23 protein-coding genes and 1 pseudogene are annotated in these 25,757 nt (G+C 62.5%); 6 read left to right on the top strand and 18 right to left on the bottom strand.

What is annotated here, in order from left to right; translation table 11 throughout:
- Positions 1 to 20 precede the first annotated feature (20 nt).
- From HAQ05_RS04330 to frmR, 9 genes and pseudogenes are all read right to left on the bottom strand, one after another.
- A complete protein-coding gene (locus tag HAQ05_RS04330) occupies positions 21 to 1,187 on the bottom strand; it encodes an acyl-CoA dehydrogenase family protein (RefSeq protein WP_190417765.1) in 1,167 nt (388 codons plus the stop codon).
- A 410-nt stretch (positions 1,188 to 1,597) separates the two neighbouring features.
- Positions 1,598 to 1,708 (bottom strand): annotated as a pseudogene (locus HAQ05_RS28540) (IS5/IS1182 family transposase); the annotation flags it as partial.
- A 267-nt stretch (positions 1,709 to 1,975) separates the two neighbouring features.
- Positions 1,976 to 2,812 (bottom strand): phosphodiesterase, encoded by an 837-nt coding sequence (locus HAQ05_RS04320; RefSeq protein WP_190417761.1) that lies wholly within the window; start codon positions 2,810 to 2,812, stop codon positions 1,976 to 1,978.
- Positions 2,809 to 3,867 (bottom strand): ABC transporter ATP-binding protein, encoded by a 1,059-nt coding sequence (locus HAQ05_RS04315; RefSeq protein WP_190417759.1) that lies wholly within the window; start codon positions 3,865 to 3,867, stop codon positions 2,809 to 2,811. Before HAQ05_RS04315 ends, HAQ05_RS04320 begins: the two co-directional genes overlap by 4 nt.
- Positions 3,864 to 4,661, bottom strand: coding sequence for an ABC transporter permease (locus HAQ05_RS04310; protein WP_190417757.1), 798 nt, complete (start codon positions 4,659 to 4,661; stop codon positions 3,864 to 3,866). The genes HAQ05_RS04315 and HAQ05_RS04310 overlap by 4 nt, the downstream gene beginning before the upstream one ends.
- Entirely contained in the window at positions 4,658 to 5,521 is an 864-nt protein-coding gene (locus HAQ05_RS04305) for an ABC transporter permease (protein WP_190417755.1), read from the bottom strand. The genes HAQ05_RS04310 and HAQ05_RS04305 overlap by 4 nt, the downstream gene beginning before the upstream one ends.
- Positions 5,518 to 6,522, bottom strand: coding sequence for an ABC transporter substrate-binding protein (locus HAQ05_RS04300; protein ID WP_190417753.1), 1,005 nt, complete (start codon positions 6,520 to 6,522; stop codon positions 5,518 to 5,520). The genes HAQ05_RS04305 and HAQ05_RS04300 overlap by 4 nt, the downstream gene beginning before the upstream one ends.
- Positions 6,506 to 7,525, bottom strand: coding sequence for a substrate-binding domain-containing protein (locus tag HAQ05_RS04295; protein WP_190417751.1), 1,020 nt, complete (start codon positions 7,523 to 7,525; stop codon positions 6,506 to 6,508). The genes HAQ05_RS04300 and HAQ05_RS04295 overlap by 17 nt, the downstream gene beginning before the upstream one ends.
- Before the next feature lie 276 nt (positions 7,526 to 7,801).
- The gene (frmR, locus tag HAQ05_RS04290; RefSeq protein WP_190417749.1) at positions 7,802 to 8,077 is read right to left on the bottom strand and encodes a formaldehyde-responsive transcriptional repressor FrmR; all 276 of its coding nucleotides are present in this window, start codon (positions 8,075 to 8,077) and stop codon (positions 7,802 to 7,804) included.
- Between the two features lie 196 nt (positions 8,078 to 8,273).
- Here frmR and HAQ05_RS04285 point away from each other — a divergent pair, with 196 nt between their 5' ends.
- Both HAQ05_RS04285 and gfa read left to right on the top strand, forming a co-directional pair.
- Entirely contained in the window at positions 8,274 to 9,383 is a 1,110-nt protein-coding gene (locus HAQ05_RS04285) for an S-(hydroxymethyl)glutathione dehydrogenase/class III alcohol dehydrogenase (RefSeq protein WP_190417747.1), read from the top strand.
- Positions 9,384 to 9,451: 68 nt separating this feature from the next.
- A complete protein-coding gene (gfa, locus tag HAQ05_RS04280; RefSeq protein ID WP_190417745.1) occupies positions 9,452 to 10,030 on the top strand; it encodes an S-(hydroxymethyl)glutathione synthase in 579 nt (192 codons plus the stop codon).
- Positions 10,031 to 10,072: 42 nt separating this feature from the next.
- Here the strand turns inward: gfa and HAQ05_RS04275 are convergent, their stop codons facing one another.
- From HAQ05_RS04275 to HAQ05_RS04265, 3 genes are read right to left on the bottom strand one after another with little or no spacing between them, the layout of a single operon-like run.
- Positions 10,073 to 10,969 (bottom strand): TauD/TfdA dioxygenase family protein, encoded by an 897-nt coding sequence (locus HAQ05_RS04275; protein WP_190417743.1) that lies wholly within the window; start codon positions 10,967 to 10,969, stop codon positions 10,073 to 10,075.
- Positions 10,970 to 11,010: 41 nt separating this feature from the next.
- Complete coding sequence (locus HAQ05_RS04270) at positions 11,011 to 11,913, bottom strand: TauD/TfdA dioxygenase family protein (protein WP_190417742.1); 903 nt, start codon at positions 11,911 to 11,913, stop codon at positions 11,011 to 11,013.
- A 43-nt stretch (positions 11,914 to 11,956) separates the two neighbouring features.
- Positions 11,957 to 14,341 carry a TonB-dependent receptor gene (locus tag HAQ05_RS04265; RefSeq protein ID WP_190417740.1) on the bottom strand — a complete coding sequence of 795 codons (2,385 nt, stop codon included), beginning with the start codon at positions 14,339 to 14,341 and terminating at the stop codon, positions 11,957 to 11,959.
- A 349-nt stretch (positions 14,342 to 14,690) separates the two neighbouring features.
- Here HAQ05_RS04265 and HAQ05_RS04260 point away from each other — a divergent pair, with 349 nt between their 5' ends.
- Positions 14,691 to 15,614 (top strand): LysR family transcriptional regulator, encoded by a 924-nt coding sequence (locus HAQ05_RS04260; protein WP_190417738.1) that lies wholly within the window; start codon positions 14,691 to 14,693, stop codon positions 15,612 to 15,614.
- A 34-nt stretch (positions 15,615 to 15,648) separates the two neighbouring features.
- Here HAQ05_RS04260 and HAQ05_RS04255 read toward each other — a convergent pair whose 3' ends face one another.
- On the bottom strand, positions 15,649 to 16,713 hold the full coding sequence (locus HAQ05_RS04255) for an ABC transporter substrate-binding protein (protein ID WP_190417736.1): 1,065 nt from the start codon (positions 16,711 to 16,713) through the stop codon (positions 15,649 to 15,651).
- A gap of 272 nt (positions 16,714 to 16,985) precedes the next feature.
- Between HAQ05_RS04255 and HAQ05_RS04250 the strand changes: the two genes are divergently transcribed.
- Positions 16,986 to 18,593, top strand: a complete 1,608-nt coding sequence (locus HAQ05_RS04250; RefSeq protein ID WP_190417733.1) for an arylsulfatase — start codon at positions 16,986 to 16,988, stop codon at positions 18,591 to 18,593.
- A gap of 573 nt (positions 18,594 to 19,166) precedes the next feature.
- Here HAQ05_RS04250 and HAQ05_RS04245 read toward each other — a convergent pair.
- Positions 19,167 to 19,913 carry a sulfite exporter TauE/SafE family protein gene (locus HAQ05_RS04245; RefSeq protein ID WP_190417732.1) on the bottom strand — a complete coding sequence of 249 codons (747 nt, stop codon included), beginning with the start codon at positions 19,911 to 19,913 and terminating at the stop codon, positions 19,167 to 19,169.
- 92 nt (positions 19,914 to 20,005) lie between these two features.
- Here HAQ05_RS04245 and HAQ05_RS04240 point away from each other — a divergent pair, with 92 nt between their 5' ends.
- Positions 20,006 to 20,917, top strand: a complete 912-nt coding sequence (locus HAQ05_RS04240; protein ID WP_190417730.1) for a LysR family transcriptional regulator — start codon at positions 20,006 to 20,008, stop codon at positions 20,915 to 20,917.
- A 220-nt stretch (positions 20,918 to 21,137) separates the two neighbouring features.
- On the opposite strand, the gene HAQ05_RS04235 is transcribed toward HAQ05_RS04240, so the two are convergent.
- The gene (locus HAQ05_RS04235; protein ID WP_190417728.1) at positions 21,138 to 21,620 is read right to left on the bottom strand and encodes an Hcp family type VI secretion system effector; all 483 of its coding nucleotides are present in this window, start codon (positions 21,618 to 21,620) and stop codon (positions 21,138 to 21,140) included.
- Between HAQ05_RS04235 and HAQ05_RS04230 the strand changes: the two genes are divergently transcribed.
- Positions 21,516 to 21,968, top strand: a complete 453-nt coding sequence (locus HAQ05_RS04230; RefSeq protein WP_338050114.1) for a response regulator — start codon at positions 21,516 to 21,518, stop codon at positions 21,966 to 21,968. The two genes, HAQ05_RS04235 and HAQ05_RS04230, sit on opposite strands and share 105 nt — an antisense overlap.
- Before the next feature lie 37 nt (positions 21,969 to 22,005).
- Here the strand turns inward: HAQ05_RS04230 and HAQ05_RS04225 are convergent, their stop codons facing one another.
- The 3 genes from HAQ05_RS04225 to choX all read right to left on the bottom strand — a co-directional run bounded on the left by HAQ05_RS04225 (position 22,006) and on the right by choX (position 25,663).
- Positions 22,006 to 23,454 (bottom strand): NCS1 family nucleobase:cation symporter-1, encoded by a 1,449-nt coding sequence (locus tag HAQ05_RS04225; protein ID WP_190417724.1) that lies wholly within the window; start codon positions 23,452 to 23,454, stop codon positions 22,006 to 22,008.
- A gap of 321 nt (positions 23,455 to 23,775) precedes the next feature.
- Positions 23,776 to 24,696, bottom strand: coding sequence for an alpha/beta hydrolase (locus HAQ05_RS04220; protein ID WP_238936455.1), 921 nt, complete (start codon positions 24,694 to 24,696; stop codon positions 23,776 to 23,778).
- A gap of 28 nt (positions 24,697 to 24,724) precedes the next feature.
- Positions 24,725 to 25,663, bottom strand: coding sequence for a choline ABC transporter substrate-binding protein (gene choX / locus HAQ05_RS04215; RefSeq protein ID WP_190417720.1), 939 nt, complete (start codon positions 25,661 to 25,663; stop codon positions 24,725 to 24,727).
- Between the last annotated feature and the right edge of the window lie 94 nt (positions 25,664 to 25,757).

Genomic DNA, 25,757 nt, shown 5'->3' with positions numbered 1-25,757 from the left:
GAGTGGATGAAACGTCACGGTTATAAACGAGCGGTAACGTCGAACTGTTGACCCAGATGAAACTTGCCGACAGTGGCCGCCGTTTTATCGAGGTTTTCGTGCAGGGATTGATAGCGCAAATCGCGTATATGACGTGCCAATACCGTGTCGGCATTCAGCGCGCTCGATCCCGCGATCTGTGCTGCCCTGTCGATGACCAGCCGTGTAGTCTGCAGCGCCTGATGTTTAGCGTTCATCGAGAACAGTTCGGCTTGCGCGAACGCTTTCTTCTGCCATAGCCAGGAGGCCCTGTAGACCAGCCAGCGTGTCGCATCGATGGCGATGCGAATTTCCCCCAGGCGCAGCTGTGTATAGCTATCGTTGGCCGTACCTCGCTTGGGCAGGTAATCCACGAGGAAGTCGAAGACACCTTCGCAGCCGCCTAAATATTGTGCCGCAAAGCCCAGGTGAGCCTTCGCCTGCCAACGGCTGCTTGCTGTTTCACCCGGTGGGCCCAACACGTTGTGATCGGCGACAAAACAGTCTTTCAACAATAGGTCAGGGCTGTAAGCCGCGCGCATGCCGAAAGGGTTCCAGGTGTCCGCGATAATCGTGAACCCTGGAGCGTCAACGGGGATCATGAAGGTCATATGATCCTCCGGAACTGTGCCCCCCTTGATCACGGCGGAGACGATGTTGTAATGGGCGATATCGGCGATGGTTCCGTAGTTCTTGTGCCCATTGATCACCCAGCCGCCGTCGACTTTCTCCGCAGTGGTTTGCAGATTATAAAGCCCGCGTGCGGTGCGGCCCGGCTCGCTCGCTGTGCCATTGACCAGGTGCCCTTGCTGGATGATGCCGGGAATAATGCGGGCCTTTTGCTCCGCTGTGCCGACCGCTTCAAGGCGATGCGAAAGATTGTAATGCAGCGAAACGCATTGCGCGGTGGACATGCAGTAGCGCGCCGTTTGCTCAACCACCAACAGCGCCGCCAGCGGGTCTTCACCCAGCGCCCCGCCGCCTATACCTCCCCACTCTTTGGAAATACCCCCGCCATTCAGGCCGGCGTCGAACAGGTCCTTGAAGTTCTCGACCGGGCTGTGGCCCGCCGCTTCGAGTGCTAAGGCGCGAGGCCCGAAACGGTTCATGCCGAGATCGCCAACGATGTCGTAGATCTCCTGTTGTCTTGGAGTGAAGTCGAAGTCCATGGGGTTCTCTTGTGGTGTGAATAGAACGCAGATATGCCGCGTGCGGTGTTCATGCCTACACGGAATAAAGGGCAGCACGGTAAAGACGGGAAGTGAACGAAGGAAATATTGTTTGATAATAACGATAGAGGCCTTTTCGCGACCGAATTTTTCTGAGTTGTGGTTATGAGGTTAGACGCAAACAATTGGGTAGGTTGGCGGACTGTTATGGGAAGCTTCCCGGCGTGTGATTCATTGTCATTGGTTGTTTGAATGCAACGGACCGATTGTGTAACTGACGGCAGAATCCAGTCGTGATGCTCTGTTGTGACAATGCCTTGCTATCCGGCCTGCGCGATCGCAGCGCCATTAACAAACAGGATTGATTGATGTCAGCTACTGGCCTTCACCCCGCGCCGCCGTTCCAGGTCTTAGGTTCTGTACGAAAAGAGATGTCGCAAACACCGCATGGAGCAAGCCAGTGAGACCATCGCGGCGTAGCTTTTCGCGAGCTTGTCGAAGCGTGTCACGATTCGGCGTAGCTGTGGCACACTCCCCACGTGGGGGGTTTATTGATGGTGGGCAAACTGAAAAGGCCGCGGCTTCTTCGGCATTAAGAAAATGCCAAAGTGCTGGCGACGGGTGTTCAATAGTCTTGGCCGATTGCAGTAAACCCCTATACCACAAGAATTAACGTTGCTGAAGCGTTTGGCGATTTTGGTGTGGTGGGTCCGTTATCGTAGTTGTTGGCTTTTTATTGAGTTTCGCAAGTAGCGTGTTTGTTTCGGTCACGCTGATTACCATCGGCTTCAATCGATCAACCCCCGAGCGTCATAAAACGGAAACGGCCCGCGATAATCCCCAACCACCCCGCCATGGGTTACCAGCCCTTCCTCTGGGTGCCAGCGGTGCAGCAGATACCCCGCCGGCTCCAGCCTGAAATGCGCCGGGGCGCTTTCGCGCAGGTCCAGGACGACTTGATGGGAGGTCCCGGGGCAGACGTTGATCACCGTACCGCCGAAGCGCTTTTGGATAGGGCGGTGCAGGTGCCCGCACAGCAGGCGCTCCACGTGCGGATGCCGGCCCACCAGCCGTTCGAACGCCGCAGCGTTGGCGAACGGCTCGCGGTCCATGTGGCCGATGCCGGTGATGAAAGGCGGATGGTGAAGGATCAGCAGGGTCGGGCTGTGCGGCCGTTCGGCCAGGCGCTGGTCGAGCCAGGCGAGTTGGCGGTGGGTCAAGCCGCCACCGTGGGCGCCGGGAATCGTCGAGTCCAAGCCGATCAGGCGCACCGGCAGGGCGTCTTCCACCCAGTCCAGGGTTGGCGCTGTGGTGTCGACCGGCAAGCAGGCCTGGCCCGTGAACGCCATCCGTAATTGCTCGCGGTCGTCGTGGTTGCCCGGCACCAGATAAAACGGCATGGTCAGTTGGCCGAGCACCGGCGCCAGCACGGCGTACTCATCGGCGCGGCCGAAGTCCACCAGGTCGCCACTGATGACCACCACATCGGGCTGTGGAACGCTGGCGTTGAGGTGCGCCACCATTCGCTGCAACGCGCCGAGCGTGTCCACCACGCCGTAGCTGAACTTGCCGCCGGCCTTGAGGTGCGGGTCACTGATCTGGGCGATGAGGAAGGGCCGGCTCATGGGCTGACCTCGCTGCGCGTGCCGCGGCCCTGCAAACAGAATAGATGGCGCGGCGCGATGCTCAGCGCGAGCGTATCGCCGATGCCGTGCCTGCCGAATTCATCGCAGTCGACCAGCAGCGGTTGGGCACCGCCCACGTCCACCAGCAGCCGGCTGTGGGCACCCTGGAAAAACTGCGCAAGCAGGTGCCCGTGCAGGTGGCCGTTACCGTCGGCGATGCGCACGTGCTCAGGGCGGCAGTAGAGCGTGTCGGGAAAGTCCGCCGTGCTCCAGGGCAGGTCGCCGCCCGGCACCTTGACCCCGCAAGGGCTGCGGGCGAGTACCGGAAACACGTTGAGGTTGCCGACAAAACCGGCAACGAAGGCATTGGCCGGTTGCTGGTAGAGGGCCTGTGGGCTGGCCAATTGCGCGGCGCGGCCGTGCTCCATGACCAGGATACGATGGCCCAGGGCCATGGCCTCGCCTTGATCGTGCGTCACGAACACCGCGGTAATGCCCAGGTGGCGCAGCAGTTGATCCAGTTCGCTGCGCAGGCGCTCGCGCAGTTGCGCATCGAGCGCCGCCAATGGTTCGTCGAGCAACAGCACCCGTGGGCGCGGCGCCAGTGCCCGGGCCAAGGCCACGCGCTGGCGCTGGCCACCGGACAATTCGTGGACCGCCCGGCGGCCGTGGTCCTGCAACCCTACCAACGCCAGCAGCTCGGCGCAGCGGGCAGTGCGTTCGGCCTTGGGCATGCCGCGGATTTTCAGCCCGTAGGCGATATTGCCGGCCACATCGAGGTTGGGGAACAGCGCATAGTTCTGGAACACCATCCCCACGTCGCGGCGCTCGATCGGCAGGGCGGTGACGTCCTGCTCGCCGAACAGCACACGGCCGCTGTCGGGGTGTTCGAGGCCGGCGATCAGCCGCAGGGTGGTGGTCTTGCCGCAGCCGGAAGGGCCGAGGATCGCCAGCGTCTCGCCAGGGTGGATGTGCAGGTCCAGCGAGTGCAGGGCGACGGTGCCGTTGTCGAAGGTTTTGCGGCAGCCTTCGAGGCGAATAGCGGTGCCGGTCATGGACGGTCTCCACGGGCGAGATGATGGTTGATGGCCTGCAGGGCAATCAGTAAAGGGACGATCAACAGCAAGAAGATCACCGTATAGGCGCTGGCGACCTCCAACCGCGCCGAGGCGTAGCTGTCGGCCAGGCCCACGGGCAGAGTCTTGGTCATGGGTGTGTGCAGCATCCAAGTGAGGTTGAACTCACCCAGGGACAAGGTCACCACCATCAGCACCCCGGCGAGAATCCCCGCGCGGCTGTTCGGCACCACGACGGTGAAGAAGCGTTGCAGGGGGCCGGCACCCAGGCTCGCTGCCGCCTCTTCCAGCACTGGCAGGTGCTGGCGCTGCATCACCGCCATTACCGGGCGAACCAAAAACGGCAAGGTGAAGATCACGTGCCCCACCAGAATAAACAGCCAACTGCCGCGAAAGGCGCCGTATTGCCCGTAGGTCAGCAACAGGGCCAGGGCGCTGGCCAGGCCGGGCATTGCCACGGGCAGCACCATCAATTCCTCGAAGGCGCGGCTGAAGCGGTTGTTCATGCGGACCAAGGCATAGGCCGCCGGAACCCCGATCATCACCACGCCTACCGCGCAGGCTACGGCCAGCCGCAGCGAAAGCCAGACCGTATCCGCATAGGCCGCCCAGACCTGCAGCAGCCAGCCCAGGGTCAAGCCACTGGCAACCACCCCCTGGAAATAATTGCGGGTCAGGCCCGCCAGCAACGACATCAACACCGGGACCAGCATGAACGCGCACACCAACAGCACGAACAGCAACCGCCCATAAAAGCCAGCGGTGCGTTTCATAACGTCGCTCCCGTCTGCCGGATCAGGCGCCGGGCCAGTAGCAGCGCTGCCCAAGTGATCGCGCCCAACACCACTGACAGCGCCGCGGCCATGGCGAAGTTGGCGTAATTGGTGAAGGTGTTGTAGATCGCCACTGGCGTTACATTCAGCTGCGTGCCCAAGGTAAAGGCGGTGCCGAAGGCGCCCATCGCCGTGGCGAAGCAGATCGCCCCGCAAGACACCAGCGCCGGCGCCAGGCCCGGCACGATCACGTCCAGCACCACCCGCCAGGGCCGGGCACCTAATGAGCGCGCGGCTTCTTCAAGGCTGCGATCGAGGGTTTCGCAGGCGGCCATGACGGTGAGGATGACCCGTGGAATGGAAAAGTACAGGTAGCCGATGAACAGCCCGATCAGCGAGTAGGCGAACACCCAGCGCTGGCCGAACACGCTCAGGCCCACGCTGGCCGCCAAGCCTTGGCGACCACCCAGCAGTATCACCAGAAAACCTACCACCACCCCGGGGAAGGCCAGCGGGAAGGTCAGCAACGCCACCAGCGCCGAGCGCCCCCAGAAGCGTTGGCGCGCCAAAAAGCAGCCGACTACCGCGCCTATCAGCAACGCGGCGGCGGTGACCACCACCGCCAGTGTGCAGGTTTGTGCCAGGCTACCCAGGTATTGCGCGCTGCTCAGGACCTGCCAATAGGCGCTGGACGGGCCGTCGCGGTGCTGGGTGCCAAGGGCGATCAGTTGCAGCAGAGGCAGTATCCAGAAAGCCGTCAGTACGGCCAGGGCGGGCACCAGTGCGAAGGTTGCCGGTGCCGGCAATCGCCAGCGTCGGCGGGCCAAGGCAAGGTTTGGCTGGCCCAGCGCGGTCATCATTTGACCTCGCGCAGGTATTGCGCGCTGAACGCTTCCTGGACCGCCGCCATCTGGGCGTAATCGACGGTACCGGCACGCGCGTAATCCGCTGCGGGGAGGAAACGCTTGGCCACATCATCCGCCATCTTCACCGGCCGAACCGGGCGCAGGTAGGCGTTGGCCCAGAGTGCCTGGCCCTTGTCGGACAGCACGTAATCCAAGACTTTTTCGCCGTTGGCGCGGTGCGGTGCGTTCTTCGCCAGGCTCATCACATAAGGCACCGACACCGTCCCTTCACGGGGGATCACGAAGGCCACATTGGCCTTGTCCGTGTAGCGCGCCCGATACGCGTTGAAGTCGTAGTCCACCAGGATCGGCAACTCGCCGGACAAAACCCGTGCATAAGCGGTCTGCTTGGGCACGATGGGCGAGTTCTTGGCCAACTCGCGGAAAAACGCCAAGGCCGGTTCGAAGTTGTCCAGGCTGCCGCCCATGGCACGGTTGATCGCCACGGCGGTGACGTAGCCGACGAAAGCACTGGAAGGGTCGAGGTAGCCGACCATGCCCTTGTACTCCGGCTTGAGCAGGTCCGCCCAGCTCTGCGGCACCGGTTTGCCGCCCAGGGCATCGACGTTGACCATCAGGCCCAAGGTGCCGGAGTGGATGGCGAACCAATGCCCCTGCGGGTCCTTGAGGCCGGCCGGGATATCGTCCCAGCCTTTGGGTTTGTAGGTGTCGAGCACGCCGGCTTTTTGCGCCTGCAGGCCGAAGGTCACGCCGTAATAGACCACGTCGTCCACCGGCGCCGCTTGCTCGGCGACCAATTGTGCCAGCGCCTGGCCCGAGTTCTTGTTGTCCAGCGGCACCTGTACGCCGGTATCGGCGGCGATAGCCTGTAATTGCGTGCCCCAGTCGGCCCACTCCGGCGGGCAGTTGTAGCAGATGGCCGTTTCAGCGGCCGCAGCGAGGCGGGCGACGCCCAGCAGTAACACGGCAGCCAGGGTACTAGCGGACCTTTTCATGGGGTTTGCTCCAAGTGTTGGCGATGCTTTCGCCGGGGCGGATATGGCAGGGCAGGCAAACGGATGCGGGGGCGGCGCCATCGATCTGTGCCAGCAATTGTTGGATTACGGCCAGGGCAAGCGCTTCGATGGGTTGCACGACCGAGCACAGCGACGGGTGCATCTGCGTGCCCAAGGCGATGCCATCGAAGCCGATTACCGACAGATGCCGTGGCACCTGGTGGCCACCGCGGCGCAGTTCGGCGATCACGCTGATGGCCAGCAGGTCGTTGGAGCACACCAGCGCTGTCGGTGCGTTCGGGCGCTGTAGGTGTGGCGTGAGCGTGGCCAGTTCGGCTTGGGTATGGGCAGGCATTTCGATGATCGGCAAACTGGGTAGCCCGTGGGCGCGCAGGGCATCGCAGTAACCGAGGTAGCGCAGACGCGAACGGTCCGACTGCAGCGCGGGGCCGGCGACCATGCCAATACGGCGGTGGCCCAGTTGCAGCAAATGCTCGGTGGCCATGGCCATGCCCGCGCGGTTGTCCACCGAGACGGCGCTGAAGTCATCGCGCAGCGGCTGGTGGTACGCCAGTACAAAGGGCGTGACCTCCCGGCTCAGCGCGTCGAGCAGGGGGTTGTCGTGGGCCTCGGTGACGGTCAGCACCAGGCCGTCGACGCGCTGGCGCAACAAATCCTCCACCACCTCGGCTTCACGTTCCACGTTGTAGTCCGTGGTGGCCAGCAGCAAGTTGTAGCCGTGCACCCGCGCCGCGTGTTCCATCGCCTGGAACTGCTCGGCGAACACTGGGTTGAGCAAATTGGGCACCACCACGCCCAGCAGCCGCGTGGCCTGCTGGCGCAACTGCCGGCCGATGCGATTGGGGCGGAAGTTCAGCGCGCGAGCGGCGGCGAACACCTGTTCTCGGGTCGCCGGGCGGACCACATCGGGCGAGGCGAAGGCACGCGCGGCGGTGGCCCGTGATACCCCTGCCAGTAGTGCTACAGCCTTCAAATCGGTCATGTTCGCCTGTGTGAGATCGATCTCATTGGCGGCGATTGTGGGGTGTGCGGATGGCAGAAAAAGGACGGTAATGTTGCAGTTCAGTGACCGATCAAGAGGGTTTTGGCGTTTTTACTGCCTGGGCGGTTGTCGCTCCGTTTTCCCGGGGCACCGACGGCATCAAACAGGTCGGCGTTTGAGTCGAGCCGGTATTGCCCGCGCCCGCCCTGGTACCTCGCGTGCCGTGTGGCCCTGGCATTGAGCCACGCAACAACGCAGCCGTTCGATAGCGCTGTACTAGCGTAAGTAGGTCCGTACCAGAGAAATCACTTCATCGACCGACGCGCTTTGCGATTCCGTGGCTTGCGTGGCGTCGATGAATTGCTCGCGCAAATGGCTTTCCAGCACGCCAGCCATCAGACCATTCACCGCGCCTCGGATCGCCGCGATCTGCTGCAACACGGGCCCGCACTCTGCGCCTTCGTTTAGGGCGGTTTCCAGTGCGGCCAGTTGGCCGCGCACGCGCTTTATACGCCCTAAAACGCGTTTTTTCTCGAGAGGTGAATGAGGCATCTGGTGCTCCTGACGTCGGTACTGCTGGTCGATTCAGCGGGGGAGTATATCTGGCAACCCGAAGGAATGCGCCTCATGTAGTCCGCCCGGGCCCGGCGGGAATGGCGACTGTTGAATCGTACGAGTGGTCATGTACTCCCCCTGAGTATCTGTATATACTACCCCCCAGTAAATAACCTGTATTCCAGGAGTTAATATGAAATCTCGTGCAGCGGTTGCCTTCGAGGCTGGTAAGCCTCTCCAAATCGTCGAAATCGATGTTGCACCGCCCCGCGCCGGTGAGGTGCTTATCAAGATCACCGACACCGGTGTTTGCCATACTGACGCCTTTACCCTCTCTGGGGACGATCCGGAGGGGCTATTCCCGGTGGTATTGGGGCATGAGGGCGCTGGCATAGTGGTTGAAGTGGGTGACGGTGTGACCAGCCTCAAGCCGGGTGATCACGTTATTCCGCTGTATACCGCCGAATGCGGAGAATGCCTGTTCTGTAAATCGGGCAAGACCAACCTCTGCGTAGCCGTGCGGGCGACCCAAGGCAAAGGCGTGATGCCCGACGGCACCTCGCGCTTTTCCTACCAAGGCCAGCCGCTGTATCACTACATGGGCTGTTCCACGTTCAGTGAATACACCGTGGTGGCAGAGGTTTCTGTCGCCAAGATCAACCCTGAAGCCAACCATGAGCATGTATGCCTGCTGGGTTGCGGTGTCACCACCGGCATTGGTGCGGTGCACAACACCGCCAAGGTACAACCGGGCGATAGCGTGGCCGTCTTTGGCCTGGGGGGTATCGGCCTGGCGGTTATCCAGGGCGCGCGGCAAGCCAAGGCGGGTCGGATCATCGCGGTGGATACCAACCCAGCCAAATTCGAGCTGGCCAGGGCTTTCGGGGCTACCGATTGCATCAACCCGAAGGACTATGAGCAGCCTATCCAGCAGGTCATCATCGAAATGACCGGCTGGGGTGTCGACCATTCCTTTGAGTGCATCGGCAACGTCAATGTAATGCGGTCCGCGCTGGAGTCCGCACATCGCGGCTGGGGCCAATCGATTGTCATCGGTGTAGCGGGGGCGGGCCAGGAAATTTCGACGCGCCCGTTCCAGTTGGTGACCGGTCGTACCTGGAAAGGCTCTGCGTTTGGTGGTGTGAAAGGCCGCACTCAGTTGCCGAAGATGGTCGAAGACGCCATGAGTGGCGAAATCCAATTGGCGCCGTTCGTTACGCACACCTTGCCGCTGGAACGCATCAACGAAGCCTTCGACTTGATGCACGAGGGTAAATCGATCCGTACCGTCATCAAGTACTGAGCCAGCAACCCGGGGCGCACGCTCCGGTGATCAGCTAAATCCCCTGTGAATAGACTTGGAGATACAACATGAGCCACGTAAAACTCCATCCTGCGCTTGATAATGGCATTAAACCCGCTGCCCCCGCTTTTGCCGGTGGCACCCTTCAATGCCTGTGCCCTACCGACAAAGTCGAGGTCAAGGTGGCGGCGCAAACCCTGCACAACCATGCGTGTGGCTGTAGCAAGTGCTGGAAGCCGGCCGGTGCCAAGTTCGCGGTGATTGCCGTAGTCCCTCGCGACAAGGTCAGCGTCACGGCCAATGCAGATAAGCTTGAGGTCGTAGACCCGAGCGCTACGATTCAGCGGCACGCGTGCAAAGGCTGCCATGCCCACCTGTATGGGCGTATCGAAAACAAGGATCACGCTTTCTATGGCCTGGATTTCGTCCATACCGAACTGTCACCGCAAACAGGCTGGGCCGCACCGGGCTTCGCGGCGTTCGTTTCCTCCATTATTGAAACCGGCACCCCGGTCGCTGAAATGGCCGGCATCCGTGGGCGGATCCGCGAGATCGGCCTGGAGCCCTACGACTGCCTTTCTCCCGAGCTGATGGATGCGCTCGCGGCGCATACGGCCAAGCTGAAAGGTATTGTGGCAGCCCACTGAGCGCTTAAAGCGCGAGCGACTGCGCCATCAGGGACCAACGGCTCAGAACGGCCGGCTACCCGCCAGGCTGATGCGCTTCAGGCGCCGTTTCTGTTCGGCAGGGAAGGCATTGCGCGCGTGCAGGGTGGCCTGGTTGTCCCAGTACACGATATCGCCGACTTGCCACCTGTGCGTGTAGGAAAACCGCCGGTTCTGCAGATGTTCGCGCAGCCGCGCAATCAGCGCCTTGCCGCGCTCCGGCGGGTATCCGGGGATCTCCACCTCGGTGTGTACACTCAGGTACAGCAGGCGCCTGCCGCTTTCCGGATGCGTGCGCACCAGCGGATGCTCGGTGCCCTGGATCGCCTCGATGTCTGGTGTGCGGTAGGTGACGAAGGTGCCGCTGTAGCCACCTTGTTTGAGGCGCACGAAGGGGTTGTAGTTGATCAATTTGAGGCCGTCGATTTCCCGCCGGGTATCGCCATCGAGGGCGTCGTAGGCCAGCGCCAGGTTGGTCCAGGTGGTTTCCCCGCCTTGTTCGGGTACCTCCAGCGCATAGAGCAGCGAGCCCGACGACGGCGTCGGCGTCCATTGATGATCGACATGCCCCGGCAGGGCGAAGTTGCCCAGCTCACCGTCCTCGGTGTTGGCCACCTTGACGATGTCTGGCGCTTTGCCGTTGGCCCCCGATGACAATACGGGGAAATCCGGGTGCGGCTGGAACACCGAGCCGAACCAGGTGGTAAAGCGCAGGAACTGCGCGTCATCGAGGCGCTGGTCGTGAAAGACCAGGATGTGGTGGTCTCGCAAGGCCTGCTTAAGTGCGAGTACCTGGTTCGGCGCCGGGTCTTTGCGGCCGTCGAGGCCGTATACTTGCGCGCCCAATGGGGCGGCCAGCGGTACGACCTTGAAGGTATCGTCGTGGCCCGCACCGGGCCGTGCAGTGCTTGTGGTGCTCATGGTTATCTCCTGGGCCTTTCCTTAATGGGAGGGGCGCGCGGTCAGTGCTGGCGAAGAGTGCGGCTGCGTTCGCCGCCGATGCTGACCGGCACGTCACCGGCCAGGGTGACCCGGCGCACCACGCGGGCTTGGTCGCCGTAGTCGTCGATGGCGTAATGCTGGGTGGCGCGGTTGTCCCAGATCGCCACGTCGCCAACGCGCCAACGCCAGCGCACGGTGTTTTCCGGGCGGGTGACATAGCTTTGAAAGACTTCGACCAGGCGTTGTGAGTCGGCCGACGGCAGGCCCTTGATGCGCTTGACGAAGTGCCCCAGCAGCAAGGTGCGTTCGCCGCTGACCGGGTGCACGCGCACCAGCGGGTGCTCGGTCTCATACACAGACGAGGCAAACACTTTGCGGTATTCCTCCAGCCGGGCCGGGTCGGCGTTGGGCTTCAACCCGGCGTAGTCATGTTCGTTACTGTGCACGGCCCAGAGCCGGTCGGCCAGTTCGCGCAACGGTTCGGGCAGGTCGCCATAGGCCGTTGCGGTGTTTGCCCAGACGGTGTCGCCACCCGCCCCGGCGGCGACCACCGAGCGCAGAATGGACGCCTTCGGGTAGGCCTCGACGAAGGTTACGTCGGTGTGCCAGGCGTTGGCCCTGCGGCCATCCGCGCCGTCGAGCTCAAGCACGTAGTCGGTGCCCTCGCGGACCGGCACCGTGGGGTGCGCGACCGGTGTGCCGAGCCGCTTGGCAAAGGCTTCTTGCCCGGCATCGTCTAAATCTTGGTCACGGAAGAAGATCACCTTGTGGCGGACCAGGGCCGCCTCGATGGCGTCGGCGGTTTCGGTGTTCAGTTCGGCGCCCAGTTGCACGCCGCGGATTTCCGCGCCGATGCGACCCGCCACCGGGTGGATATCCAGTGCGTGGGGCGTTTTACGGTAGGCGAGTGTGGCATTGCTCATGGGTAGCTCCTCTTGCAGCGATGGAAAGCGATGTGGCGTCACGTCAGAAGTCGTAGCGCAGGGAAACCCCCGCAGTGCGCGGCTGCCCTACCGAGGCGGTGTACGCACCGTTGAGGGTGGCGAAGGCACTGAGGTAGTAATCGGTGTTGGTGGCGTTCCTCACCCAGACAGAGGCGTCGAGTTGGCCGTCGCCGAAGTCGGTGCGTATGCCGGCGGCCAAGTTGACCAGGCCGTAGCCGTCGATCTGCGAAAGCTTGGAATTGTCCAGCGTACCTTCGGCCTCGGAACGGTACGAATAGCTGGCGTCGACGTAGGGCTCAAGGCCCTGACCCAGGCGCCAGGCGTATTCGCCATAGAGGTTGCCGATCCATTTCGATGCGCCGACCACGCGTTCGCCGGTGAGGTCGCAAGAGGCCGGCGCGCCAGCGACGGTGCTGATTTCGCTCGGGCAGGGCGCGTCCTTGAACGACAGGTAAGTGACGTCGTTGTAGGAGCCGTTGGCGCTGAGGGTCAAGCCGCGCAAAGGCCTCGCCGTGGCTTCGAATTCGACGCCGCGAGAGCGTACGCTGCCGGCGTTGGCCAGCACCTGCACCAGTTGCGTTGAGCCTGGTGCCTGATAAAGGGTAGTGGCTTGGTAGCCATGCACGCCGGTCCAGAACAGGTTCGCGTTGAACTGCAGGCGGTTGTTGAACAGCGTGCTCTTGAAGCCAAGTTCGGCATCGTTGGCACGCTCCGGGCCGACCAGCAGCGAGTCGGCGCCCGCGCTCGGCGCGCTGCCGACCGCCAGGTTGACCCCGCCGGACTTCTCGCCGTGGGAAAGGCTGGCATAACCGAGCAGGTGCTCGTCGAAGCGGTAACTCAGGCTGAGCAGGCCGGAGGGTGCGGCATTGTGCAGGCTCAAATCGCCCGAGTCATAAGCGCCCACCTGCGCAGTGCGCAACGCCAACCCCGCCCCGGACAATGCGGCGCCACCGACCGGTGCGAAGCGCTCGATCTGGGCTTGCTTCTCTTCGTAGGTGCCGCGCAGGCCGGCGGTGAAGTCGAGGCGGTCGGTGATGTGCCAGGTCGCCTGGCCGAACAGCGCATAGCTGTCGGTGACCACCTTGCCGTTGGCCTTGCTGCGAACGTTGCCCAAGGCGCCCAGGCTGCTGGCCGGCGCCGGGAGGAACAACGAGTCGGCCAGCGGCCCGTAGTCGGTGAAGGTCTTGTTGCCCAAGTCTTGCCGGAACAGGTACGCGCCGACTACGTAGTCGAGGGCACCGCCGGTGGGCGAAGCCAGGCGGAATTCCTGGGAAAACTGCCGATCATGCACTTCCACCCCGGTATTGACTATGGCCGAGACATTCAGCGTGTCGTCGTTGGCGGGGGTGAAGTGCCAGTAGCGGTAGGCACTTATCGAGGTGAGATTGAACCCGCCACCGAGCTTCCAGTTGGCCTCCACGGAACTGCCGCCCTGGTGCACGCTGACACTCTGCCGGCTGTCAAGGTTGACCTTTTTGTCGTCCGGGTCACGGTGCGGCGAGGCGCCGACCAGGGCCGCTCGCTGCCAGTAGATGGCCGGTGCCCCGTAGACCACCATAGTGCCATTGCTGGAGTCTTCCTCGTTGTAGTCGTTGATCCAGCGCAGGCTGAAGTCGTCGCTGGGCTTGAACAGCAATTCGCCGCGCACGCCCTCGCGCTCGCCGCCGTTGAGCTCGTGGCCGTTGTAGGTATTTTTGATATAGCCATCGTCGCGTGTGCGGTAGGCAGAGAGCCGCCCGGCCAGGGTTTCGGTCAGGCCGCCGGAAACGCTACCCCTACCCTGGAAATAGCCGCGCTCGCCGCCAGAGACTTCTACCGAGCGTTCCGGCGTGAAGCTGGCCTTGCGCGTACTAATGTTGAGCACCCCAGCGGTGGTGTTCTTGCCGAACAGCGTGCCCTGGGGGCCACGGAGCAGTTCGAGCTGCTCGATGTCGAGGAGGTCGAACACCGCCATGCCAGGGCGGCCCAGGTAAACGTTGTCGAGATACACCCCAGCGCTGCCCTCCAGGCCGTCGCTGGCCGGGTTGTTACCGATGCCCCTTACCGCCACGCTGGATTGGCGAGCATGGATATACGCGACGTTGACGCTCGGCAGCATCTGCTGCAGGTCTTGTACACGGGAAATCTTCTGCGTTTCCAGCGTCGCCGCGTTCAGGGTGGTGATCGGGGTCGGGACGTCTTGGGCGTTTTCCTCGCGGCGGCGCGCGGTGACGGTGACTTTGTCCAGCGCGACGTCATCTTCGCCCGCGACCACCGCACCCGCGGCGGTCTCCTCGGCCGCTGCATCAGCGACCGGGCCTACGGCGAGCGCCAAAAGCAGCGCCAGAGCGTATTCGGGGGTGGCCAGGCGCCGCGATAGCCGCGGATGGGCGGTGCGGGGCCGAGGGTTGTGCCGTTGCGTACTCATGAAGCGCTTCCTTGTTCAAACTCGGTTTTCGGGCAATGACGGGCCGCATCACGCGGGCGTGATGTGCGGAAAAAACATCGAAGTGAGTCGGCGCGGGCCAGCGCCTCACCCTTGCTGTCTAGCGAAGTGCCAACGGCAATCGTGTAGGGCCGTTCGGCCGGATAACCTGAGGGGGCGGCGGTAGGCGGAGCATGGTCTTCTCCCTGAGCGCAATGGCTGTTTTATATTCTTTTATGGTCTAAATTTATTAATTAACTTTGATTGACGGAATAAGAGACTGCATTTAAAACCAGCTGCTGAGACGGGGCAAATACCTTCGCCTTATATTTCTCATGCCAGGAATGCACCCATGGATCTGCGCCAACTCCGCTATTTTCTCGCACTGGTCGAACACCGCAGTTTCGTCCGCGCCGCCGACGCCATCGGCATCACCCAGCCTGCCTTCAGCCGCAGCATCCAGGGGTTGGAGCAGGAATTCGGCTGCCAACTGGTCGACCGTGGCGCCAAGGACCTACGCCCCACGCCCGAAGGCCACGTGGTGATGCAGCACGCCCTTGCGTTGGTGCGCGGTGCGAACAACCTGACCCATGAAATCAACCAAATGACCAAGCTGGACGCCGGCGAGCTGCGCTTCGGCTGCGGCCCCGCACTGGCGGCAAAGCTAGTACCGGACGCGATGGCCTGTTTCATCGAGCGCCATCCACGCATTCACACCCGCTTCGAAGTGAACAACTGGGAAAACCTCAGCCGCAGCTTGGTGCGTGACGAGATAGAATTTTTCATTGCCGACACCCGCCATTTCGAAGCCGACCCCAGTTTCCAGACCCAGCCGCTCACCCGTCGCCGTGGGCTGTTCTTCTGCCGCCCGGGGCATCCACTGCTGGCCAAGGAGAGCCTGTCGACCAACGATTTGTTCGACTATCCGCTTGCCGCCGGGCGTATTCCCATGGGCGCGCGCAAGGTGCTGGCAAACCTGAGCGGGAAGGAAAATTTCGACCTGCACGTGGAATGCGAGCATTTCTCTGTGCTCAAACGCATCGTGCATAACACCAATGCGATCGGTATCGGTACCTATGAAGCGCTGCAGGAGAGCCTGACAGAACGCAAAGTGGTGCAGTTGCATCTGCGCAACCTGCCGAAAAACCTGGAGAGCCTTACCGCCCAATGCGGCTTGGTGACCCGCACCGGCTACCGCCTGTCACCGGCGGCACGGGCGATGATCGACCTGTTGGTAGAGCAGGATCACAGGCTGGCCAGCGCGGTGGCGGCCTGAGCGGCCCCTTGCGACGCAACCGCGAATCGAGGTGCTAGCGAGCCGCCTCCCGGCTGGCAACGGCCGCCTGGCCCTGCTGCAAGGCGGCCTCGAGATACTTGCCATCGACCCACTCACTCACCGCAAACCCCTGGCGGATCAGGCGCTGCTGGGCGGCCAAGTCGACACCTGCTTGCAGGCGCGCGAGGAAAGCCGGGTCCAGGCGGGGGTCGAAGATCTGGTTGAAGTCAGCGTCTTGCAGATCGGTCTGCAGCAGCACTTGCGGATAATTGGCCAAGCCGGAGACCAGGTTGACATAGGCTTGCTTGTTTTCGCCATTGCGTAGCCACTGTACCGCGCTTTGCTGCGCCTTGACGAAGCGCGCCACCAAGTCCGGGTGCTGGTTGACGAACGCATCGCTGCCGACCAGTACGGCCTGTATGCTGCCGGCACCCTGTAGGTCGTCGGTATTAAGCGGCAATTCGGCCAGGCCGCGCTGCTGCAAGGCTATTAAGTTGGTCGCGCCCCAGGTGGCATCGATCTGCCGGGCCGCCAGCGCCGCATTGGCGGCGTTGCCATCCAGGTTGATCACTTGCAGATCGCGCTCCTGCAGGCCCTGGCTGGCCAGCGCGGTGTCGAACGACAACTGGCTGGCGGTACCCCGGAAAATCGCCACACGCTTGCCCTTGAGGTCGGCCAGTGTCTTGATCCCCGAGCCCGGCAGCACGCCAAGATACAGCCGGATGTTGCGCGCGGTGGCGCTGAGCAGATGGGTATTCAAGCCATTGGCTTTGCCAATAATCGCCGCCAGGTCACCCAGGTAGGCGAAATCCACCTGATCGTTGGCGAGCGCCTCGTTGATCACCGGCCCGGCGCCCTTGAAGAAGCGCCACTGGACCTGGATGCCGTCCGCCGCGAATGCCTTTTCAAGTATCTGTTGGCTGCGCAGTACATCCACCACGCCCCCGCCGCTGTGTTGATCGCCTGCACTCAGGTCCGGCACGGCTATACGGATTTCCTTGGGCGTTTCGGTGGCCTGAACCGCCGTCGAGGCAGCCAAAAGGCCATAAAGGGCGGGAGCGGCCAGGGCACCGAGCATTTTTTTGAAGAGCGTAGTCATGGGCTGAACTCCTGCGTGTGTTCGCGGGTGCGCCAACCGGCGTACCTCGCGGCGAAACGATAGGTACAAGCAGGAAAGAAGCTAAATAATATTAATGTATGCGTGTCGCATCTTAATTGCATAAGCCACTGTTTTCGCGGGTTTCATCAGCTCATGAGTTGTGAGCATAAAATATAGTTACCAAATGCATTGGTATTGACCCGGCGAAACTTCTTAATTATCAGCTTATCGCTGAAACGCATTGAATTTTTATATGCCGCATAGGGGCCATCATGAGCAAACGCCCGAACTTCCTGATCATCGTCGCTGACGACCTCGGTTTTTCCGACATCGGCGCTTTCGGCGGCGAAATCGCCACGCCCAACCTCGATGCGCTGGCCACGGCGGGCCTGCGCCTGACCGACTTCCATGCCGCGCCCACCTGTTCACCGACCCGCTCCATGCTGCTGACCGGCACCGACCATCATATCGCTGGCATTGGCAGCATGGCCGAAGCCATCGCCCCCGAGCAGATCGGCAAGCCCGGCTACGAGGGCTACCTCAACGAACGCGTGGTGGCATTACCCGAACTGCTGCGCGAGGCCGGCTACCAGACCCTGATGAGCGGCAAATGGCACCTCGGCCTGGCTGCTGAACAGGCGCCCCACGCCCGGGGTTTCGAACGCTCCTTTTCCTTGCTGCCCGGGGCCGCCAACCACTATGGCTACGAGCCGCCCTACGACGAGACGACGCCCGGCATTCTCAAGAGCACCCCGGCGTTGTACATCGAGGATGACCGCTTCGTCGAAGCCCTGCCCGAGGGCTTCTATTCCTCGGACGCCTTCGGCGACAAGCTGCTCCAGTACCTCGAGCAGCGCGACCGGCATAGGCCGTTCTTCGCTTACTTGCCTTTTTCCGCGCCGCACTGGCCGTTGCAGGCGCCGGCTGATGTGGTAGCCAGGTATCGGGGCCGCTACGATGCCGGCCCGGAGGCCCTGCGCCAGGAGCGCTTGGCCCGCCTCAAGGCCCTCGGCTTGGCCGACCCGCAGGTCGAGGCGCACCCAGTGGTGGCGCTGAGCGAAGAGTGGGAACAGCTAAGCGAGGAACAACGCGCCATTTCCGCGCGCAGCATGGAAGTGTATGCCGCCATGGTGGAACGCATGGACTGGAACATCGGCCGCGTCATCGATCACCTGCGCCAGCAGGGCGACCTGGACGACACCTTCATCCTATTCATGTCCGACAACGGCGCAGAGGGCGCGCTGCTGGAGGCCTTCCCGAAATTCGGCCCGAAGCTGAAGAGCTTCCTCGACCAGCACTATGACAACAGCCTGGCCAACATCGGCCGCGCCAACTCCTACGTTTGGTATGGCCCGCGCTGGGCCCAGGCGGCCACCGCGCCCTCGCGGCTGTATAAGGCCTTCACCACTGAAGGCGGCATCCGCGTCCCGGCGCTGGTGCGCTATCCGCAGGTAGCGCGCCAGGGCACGATCAGCCATGGCTTTGGCACGGTGATGGACATCACCCCGACCATTCTCGACCTCGCTGGCGTGCCCCACCCCGGCAAGCGCTGGCGGGGCCGGGACGTTGCCGTACCACGCGGTAAGTCTTGGCTGAGTTATCTGTTGGGAGAAACAGAACACGTGCATGACGAAGGAACGGTCACCGGCTGGGAGCTGTTCGGCATGCGCGCCATCCGCCAGGGGCACTGGAAGGCGGTCTACATTCCTGCCCCGGTGGGGCCGGAAACTTGGCAGCTCTATGACCTGAGCAAGGACCGGGGGGAAATCCAAGACCTTGCCTCAAACCACCCGCAAAAATTGGCAGAGCTCATCGAGCATTGGCAAACCTATGCTGAAGAGAATGGTGTGGTCCTGTCGCCGTCTCCCTTCCGGGTCTAGGTGGTGTTTCAGAAGTTGGCTGTTCCCGTTTGACGGTGCCTTTTGCTGGCGGCCTGCGTTACCGCGCCTCGCCATAGCCCTGCTATGGCACGTCACGACGCCTTGCCCCGACAGCAACCTTCACGCGTCAATGCTCGTGCGAACTTTCAAAACACCGCACCAGGAAGGGTGTTAAGCCGCCTAACGGAACTGTCATGCCGCGAACGAGTGAAGTAAAAGCCTCTCCCTTAAGCATAGGGCCCTCTGCTGGTGATGTACCTCGATATCCCCATAGGCCCCTCTGGGCCATAGGTATAGGCTGGAAATTTCAGCGTGGGCCATTCAGTTTTTTTATAAAAATTATTCAAGTTTTCAACGCGGATATCTTACCGTTCATTTTTTCATTTAATGGGCTTCATTATTTATCTTTGCCTATTGGCCTCGTTTCCCTGTATTGACGCCGCCCGCTAGGCGTGGCTTCAATCCTGAATGTTATACGCCCCGCACAGTAGTGATTGGCCGTGCCACAGGCAGCCGAACGGGCACCTGCGCTTTGGTACAGGAAGAAGTTGATCGCGATAAGAAAGTAAACGGCTACAAAAAAGGCCGCACCGTCAGCTCCAGCCCCAACAACATCAGGAACAGCAAAAAGCATTGCCGGAAGCGTTTTGCGCTGATTCGTGCTCGCACCTGTTGCCCCAGCCACATCCCTGCCAGCGCGGGAGCGATGGCGAGCGCCGAGAGGCTCACTTGTTCCACGCGCAAAGCGCCATGGGCGAGCAGCCCAGCGGCCAACGCCAACGTGGAGACGGTAAACGACAACCCGAGCGCCTGCACCAGCTCGTCTTTATCCAAGCGCAGGGCTTGTAGATAGGGCACGGCGGGCATCACGAACACACCGGTGGCACCGGTGATCACGCCGGTGGTGAGGCCAACCAGCGGTGACAACCAAGGTTCCAGCCGCGAAGGCAGCGACAGCGGTGGCGCCCACAGCGCATAGCCGGCATACCCCAACAGCGCCAGGCCCAGTGCCAGCCCCGACCACGACGGCGCGGCCCGCACCAGCAATGCGGCGCCGCCGGCCGTACCGACCACGATGCCCAGCAGCATCGGCCATAAGCGCCGCCACAGGCGTGCCATGGCTGGCCCGGCGAACAACTGCCAGGCGTTGGTCGCCAACGATGGAAGCACCAGCATCGCTGCCGCGGCGGCGGGTGGCATGGCGGTGCCGAGCAGGCCCATGGCCACAGTCGGTAGGCCCATGCCGGTGATGCCCTTGACGCCGCCGGCGGCGAAGAACGCCAGGGCCACCAGCGGCAGGAAAAACGAGGATTCGTACATGCCGATATTGAAGCCTCGCCAAGCGTTCGGCACAATGCGGTTTATTCACATAACCCTTCGGTTTTTCCGAAGGCTGGCACAGGGTTGGCGCCATGCGGCTCGACATTGCAGACCTTCGCTTGTTCCTCTGCGTAGTGGAGGCCGGCAGCATCACCCAGGGCGCCGCGCGGGCTCACTTGGCCCTGGCCTCGGCCAGCGAGCGCTTGCGCAGCATTGAAGCCGATGCCGGCGTTGCGCTGCTGCAGCGCCGCCCGCGTGGGGTGGTGCCCACCCAAGCAGGGGAAGCGCTGGCCCACCACGCGCGGCTGATCCTGCGCCAGCAAGCCCTGCTGCGCGGCGAGTTGCAGGGTTTCGCAGCGGGGGCGCAGGGTACTGTGCAGTTGTACGGCAACACCGCCGCACTGGCGCACTTTCTGCCCCACAAACTTGCGCCATGGCTGGCCGAGCGCCCACGCCTGCACGTGGCGCTCAAAGAGCGGACCAGCGCGCGCATCATCACCGCCATCAGCGCCGGCCTAGCCGAGGCCGGCATCGTGTCCGATGCGGTTCAGGCGCCAGGCTTGCAGCTACAGCCGGTCGCCAAGGACCACCTGGCGCTGATCGCCCCCGCTGGGCATTGGCTCGCCCAACAGGGCACGGTTCGCCTGGCTGATGTCCTCGGCGAGCCTTTCGTTGGGCTGGCCCCCGGCAACGCGCTGCAAGACCATATTGACGAGCATGCCCGTGCCGCTGGCCGGGCCCTGGCGCTGCGCATCCGCATGAAGACCTTCGAAGGGCTGTGTGAGATGGTCGCCCACGGCATCGGCTTGGGCATTGTTCCGCAGCGTGTCGCTGGCCGCTACCGGCGCCGCTACGGCTACCGGGTGTTGGCCCTGCAAGACGATTGGGCGCGCCGCCAACTGTGCCTGTGCTTTGGCGATTGGCACGCGCTGTCCTCACCCATGCAGAGCCTGCTACGCCACCTTGGCGCGGTGCCCGGCAGCGACACCTCCAACCAAGGGTAACGCGAACTTCCGCGACACCCCACGGGGCTCTGTACGAAATGTATCCGCTCTCGATGATGCTGCGTTAAAACAGGCACGGATGTCATCACGGGTGTCATCACGGAATGCTCATTTACAATCAGCAAACCCGCATGCGGGCCCAGTCCGCTTCCTCGCCTGTTCTCGCCTTGCCCGACCTTCGCTCGAGAACATTTTGTACAGAGCCTAGCATGTGGCGAGCTTAAACCTTAGGCGCCAGCCAGGAGTCTTCCGCTTCGATACCGTCGGGCTCATAGGTCCAAGTGATTTTTTCGTAGGTGAAAGCCAAGTCTTCCATATGGCCCATTTGCCTGTTGTTCGGGTCTAGGCAGTTTGGCGTCCAGGATTTCATACTCACCAGCACGGCGTTCTCCAGGGTCGCGGTGTAGTATTTTTCCTCGGTACCCTTCGGCGCAATGCGGTAGAACTCCAGGGTCACGGTCTTCATTTGCTCACCCGAGGTGAGTGCCTGGTACAACTTGGGCGAAGCCTTGTCGATTTCCTTACTGACGATCATCGCGCCGTGCACACGTTTGCCGGTGGGAAGGCCGGTTTGCGGGCTTTTCGGGATCTCTATGGAGTGGTCTACGGCTTGTACGAGGATCTTGCCTTCGTGGCCTTGGACTTTGGTGGAACCTTCCCAACCACTGCGAAAGACGATGCTGATCGGTTGGCCGGCGCCCATGTGCTAGTGATCGATGACGATGAGGCGGTTCGCACGGGGATGGCTGACTTGATCCAGGATTGGGGCGCGCGCTGCACGATTGCCGAAGGCCTGGCCGAAGCGCTCAGCCTTCAAGGTGCTGCACCTGACGCTATTATTTGTGATTACCGTTTGCGCGAGGGAGCCGACGGTGCTGACGTTATCAACCGGTTGCGCCAGCACCATCGCCTGCACATTCCCGCTCTGTTGGTCACGGGCGACACCGCGCCAGAACGGTTGCGAGACGCCATGTCAAGTGGCATCCCGTTGATGCATAAGCCTGTAGCGCCGGCCCACCTTCGTCACTGGCTGGTCAACATAATGCCTTGAGTAAACACTTAAAGGCCGCCGCCACTGTGGCGATGGGTTAACGTGCCCCAGCCTCTAATCCGCTGCCTGCTGGTTGAACCTGTTCGCGGCGTGCTAGCACCAGGTAGATCAAGCCACCTAACCCACAACCGATGAACCAGGCAAAGTTCGCCGCGGGCTGCAGCCAAGGGACGAAGGCCACGGCCAGGCCCGCCACCGCCGCTGGCACCAGCGCCTGCACCGCCACGCGGTTCACGCCGTTGCGATACCAGTAGCGGCCCTGCGGGGTATCGTCGAACAAGGCGTCCACGTCGATCTGCTGTTTTTTGATCAGGTAAAAGTCCACCAGCAGGATGCCGAACAGCGGGCCGATGAACGCGGCGAGGATGTCGAGGGTGTAGTGGATCACCGCGGGGTTGTTGAACAGGTTCCACGGCGTGATGAACACCGACGCCACGGCGGCGATCATGCCACCGGCGCGCCAGCTGATGCGGCTGGGCGCGACGTTGGCGAAATCGAAGGCCGGCGACACGAAGTTGGCCACGATGTTGATGCCGATGGTGGCGGTGACGAAGGTAAAGGTGCCCAACAGCACGGCGGTGGTGTTGTCGATGCGGGCCACGGTTTGGATCGGGTCTTGGAGCATTTGCCCAAAGATAGGCAATGTACCCGAAACGATCACCACCGTTACCACGGCAAAAGCCAGGAAGTTCACCGGCAGGCCCCAAAAGTTGCCGCGGCGCACGTCATGCATGCTGCGGCAATAGCGGCTGAAATCGCCGAAGTTCAGCGTGGGCCCAGAAAAATACGACACCACCAAGGCAACCGCCATCACCATTTGCCAGGCGCTTTCACCGGCGCTTAGGCCCTTGCTGCCCAGGGTGAAGCTGATGTTGCCCCAGCCGGCACGCCACACCACCCAGGCGGCGAGCAGGAACATCACCGCATACACCGCCGGGCCCGCCCAGTCGATGAAGCGCTTGATTGCATTCATGCCCCACCAGAACACCAGGGCTTGTATCAGCCACAGCGCGAGAAAGCACATCCAGCCCAAATAGGACAAACCCAGGAAGGTTGACTGTTGGTACGCGGCCATCTGCGGCGCGAAGCGTAGGGCCACCACGATCAATGCGCTGGAGGCCAGGTAGGTCTGGATGCCATACCAGGCCACCGCGATCAGCCCACGAATCACGGCCGGGATGTTCGCGCCGAACACACCGAACGCCAGGCGGCAAATCACCGGGTACGGCACCGCAGCTTGCTGGCTTGGCCGAGCTACCAGGTTAGCCACCACCTGAACGATACAAATGCCCACCAACAGGCTCACCAGCACCTGCCAACTCGCCAGGCCCAGCGCGAACAGGCTGGCGGCGAACACATAGCCGCCGACACTGTGCACATCGCTCATCCAGAAAGCGAATATGTTGTACCAGTTCCAGGTTTGCGGTGCGGGGCCGAGGTCGGCGTTGTACAAGCGGGGGCTGTAACGGTGAGTAGGCGCCGGCATATTGATACTCCTGTATTCTTGTACTGCCTGAAAGTGGGTACTTCTAGGGCATTACTTGTATACAGTTGTTTGGCAGGATACGTGCCAGGTTTAACCGCCACAAGGAAGGCCCATTAAAGGCCCGGCCTACTGGAAGTTACCGAAAAAGTATTGACTGTTTGGGCAGCTTTTACCCGTAGAATTATTGCACCGAAGTGGTGCGGGCGCCCAATGGAAGGGTGTTTACGTGGCAATGGGCGCTTCAGAACCCGCCACAGTGAGCGGGTGAATGCTATGGTCGAGGAACGCTGCACGGCAGCAAAACGCACCGCTCGGGCCCAGCTAACCGCCGGGGCTCTGCGCTGGCTGCCGGGCCGCCGCCAGCCGTTGCGCCATCCAAGCCAGCATGGCCTCCACCAGGGATCGCGTCTGCTCGCTGTGCTGGGCACGCAGGCCGCCGTGTAGCCAACCGGCTACTTCCAACCATTCGACCGCCACCCCTTGCGCGGCTAAGCGGTCGCGGTACAGCGCGCCGTCATCGCGCAGGGGGTCGATTTGCGCCACGCCGATAAACGCGGCGGGCAAGCCCGCCAAGGTATCGGCCTGCAATGGTAGGGCCAGCGCGCCCTGGGCGGCAGGTGTACCGAGGTAAGCGCGCAAGCAGGCCTGGGCGTCCTCGGCGCAGAGCAGTGGCGCATGGGCGTGTTCCCGGTAAGCCGGGGTGCCGCCGGGCCCAAGCAACGGGTAGATCAACGCTTGCCCACAGGGCTGCGGGCCACCGTGTGGGCGCAGCGCCAGGCACAGGGCGGCGGCCAGGTTGCCACCGGCGCTGTCGCCGGCCACCAGCATCGCCTGTGCATCGACGTGCGGTTGGGCGCACAGGTAGCGCCAGGCCGTAATTGCATCCTCCAGTGCGGCAGGGTAGGGGTGCTCCGGCGCCAGCCGGTAGTCCACCGCCACCACATGGGCGCCCAGCGCCAGGGCCAATGGGCGGCAGATAAAGTCGTGGGAATCCAGGTTGCCCAGCGTCCAGCCGCCGCCGTGCAGGTACATCAGGGTGGGCCAGCCACCCGGCGGGCACGGCTGGGCCGGGCGGTAGCTACGCAGCGGGGGGCCGCCGTGGGGGCTGTGGTCGGTTTGCACCAGCCCCGCCGGCATTGGCGGCGTAAAGGCCGCCGCCATGCGCAGGTAGGCTTCGCGTTGCGCGGCAAGGCTTGGGTCTTTACTGGCGAAGCTGCAGGTGCGCTCAACGAACGCCTGCATGGCTTCGCTCAGCGCATAGGCCGCCATACTATTTAAGCTGGGCCTGCACGGCGGCCACCCCGTCCTGGCCGTCGCGGGTGGTCACCCCCGCCAGCCAGGGGCTTATTACGCCGGGGTTGGCCTTCAACCAGGCCTTGGCGGCGGCTTGCGGCGGCGTGCGGTCAAGGATCGGCGCCATCACCGCGCTGACCTGCTCGCTGGTGAACTTCAGGTTATGCAGCAGTTTGCCGACATTGGGGCACTGCTCGGTATAACCGGCGGCGGCCATCACCGACACGGTGGCGGCGCCCTCGTTGGGGCCGAAGGCATCCTGGCTGCCGGTGAGGTATTTCATGCCGCTGATCTGCAGGTTCATCGGGTGTGGCTTCCAGCCAAAGAACACCACCCACTCTTTACGCGATACCGCGCGCTTGACCGCCGTGAGCATGCCCGCTTCGCTGGACTCCACCAACTGGAAACCCTTGAGGCCGAATTGGTTGTTGGCGATCATCTGGCCGGTGATGCGGTTCGCACCGCTGCCGGGTTCGATCACGTAGATTTTGCCGCCGAGTTTGTCTTTGAACTTGGCGATGTCGTCGAACGTTTTCAACCCGCCTTCGTACACGTAATCGGGCACCGCCATGGTCGATTGTGCATCGGCCAGCGCGGGGGGCTCAATAACCTCTACCTGTTGCTTTTGCAGGTAAGGCGCAGCGACCGTTTGCATGGTCGGCTGCCAATAGCCGAGGAAGGTGTCGAGTTTTTTATCGGCCATGCTGGCGAGGATGATCTGCTGTGAAGCGGTGGTTTCTTTGACCTCGTAGCCGAGCGCTTCGAGCACCACCTGCGCCATCGCGCTGGTGGCGATCACGTCGGTCCAGTTCACCGCCCCTAGGCGAACGGTACTGCAGGAAGCGGGCTCTGCGGCCCAAAGGGTGCTGCTGGCCAACATCAACGCCGCGCACGCGCTGTTCTTGATCGTGTTCATCGGATGCCCTCGGTTTTTCGTTATAGGAATGGCAGGCGAGGGTCAGGCTAACAGGTCTACACAGGGTAAATCGCACTCTGGCGACCGAATATGG

This window comes from Pseudomonas typographi (assembly GCF_014694385.1).
GTDB classification, from domain to species: domain Bacteria; phylum Pseudomonadota; class Gammaproteobacteria; order Pseudomonadales; family Pseudomonadaceae; genus Aquipseudomonas; species Aquipseudomonas typographi.
The sequence above is the reverse complement of the archived record's forward strand: the minus strand, read 5'-3'. Positions and strand labels throughout refer to the sequence as shown.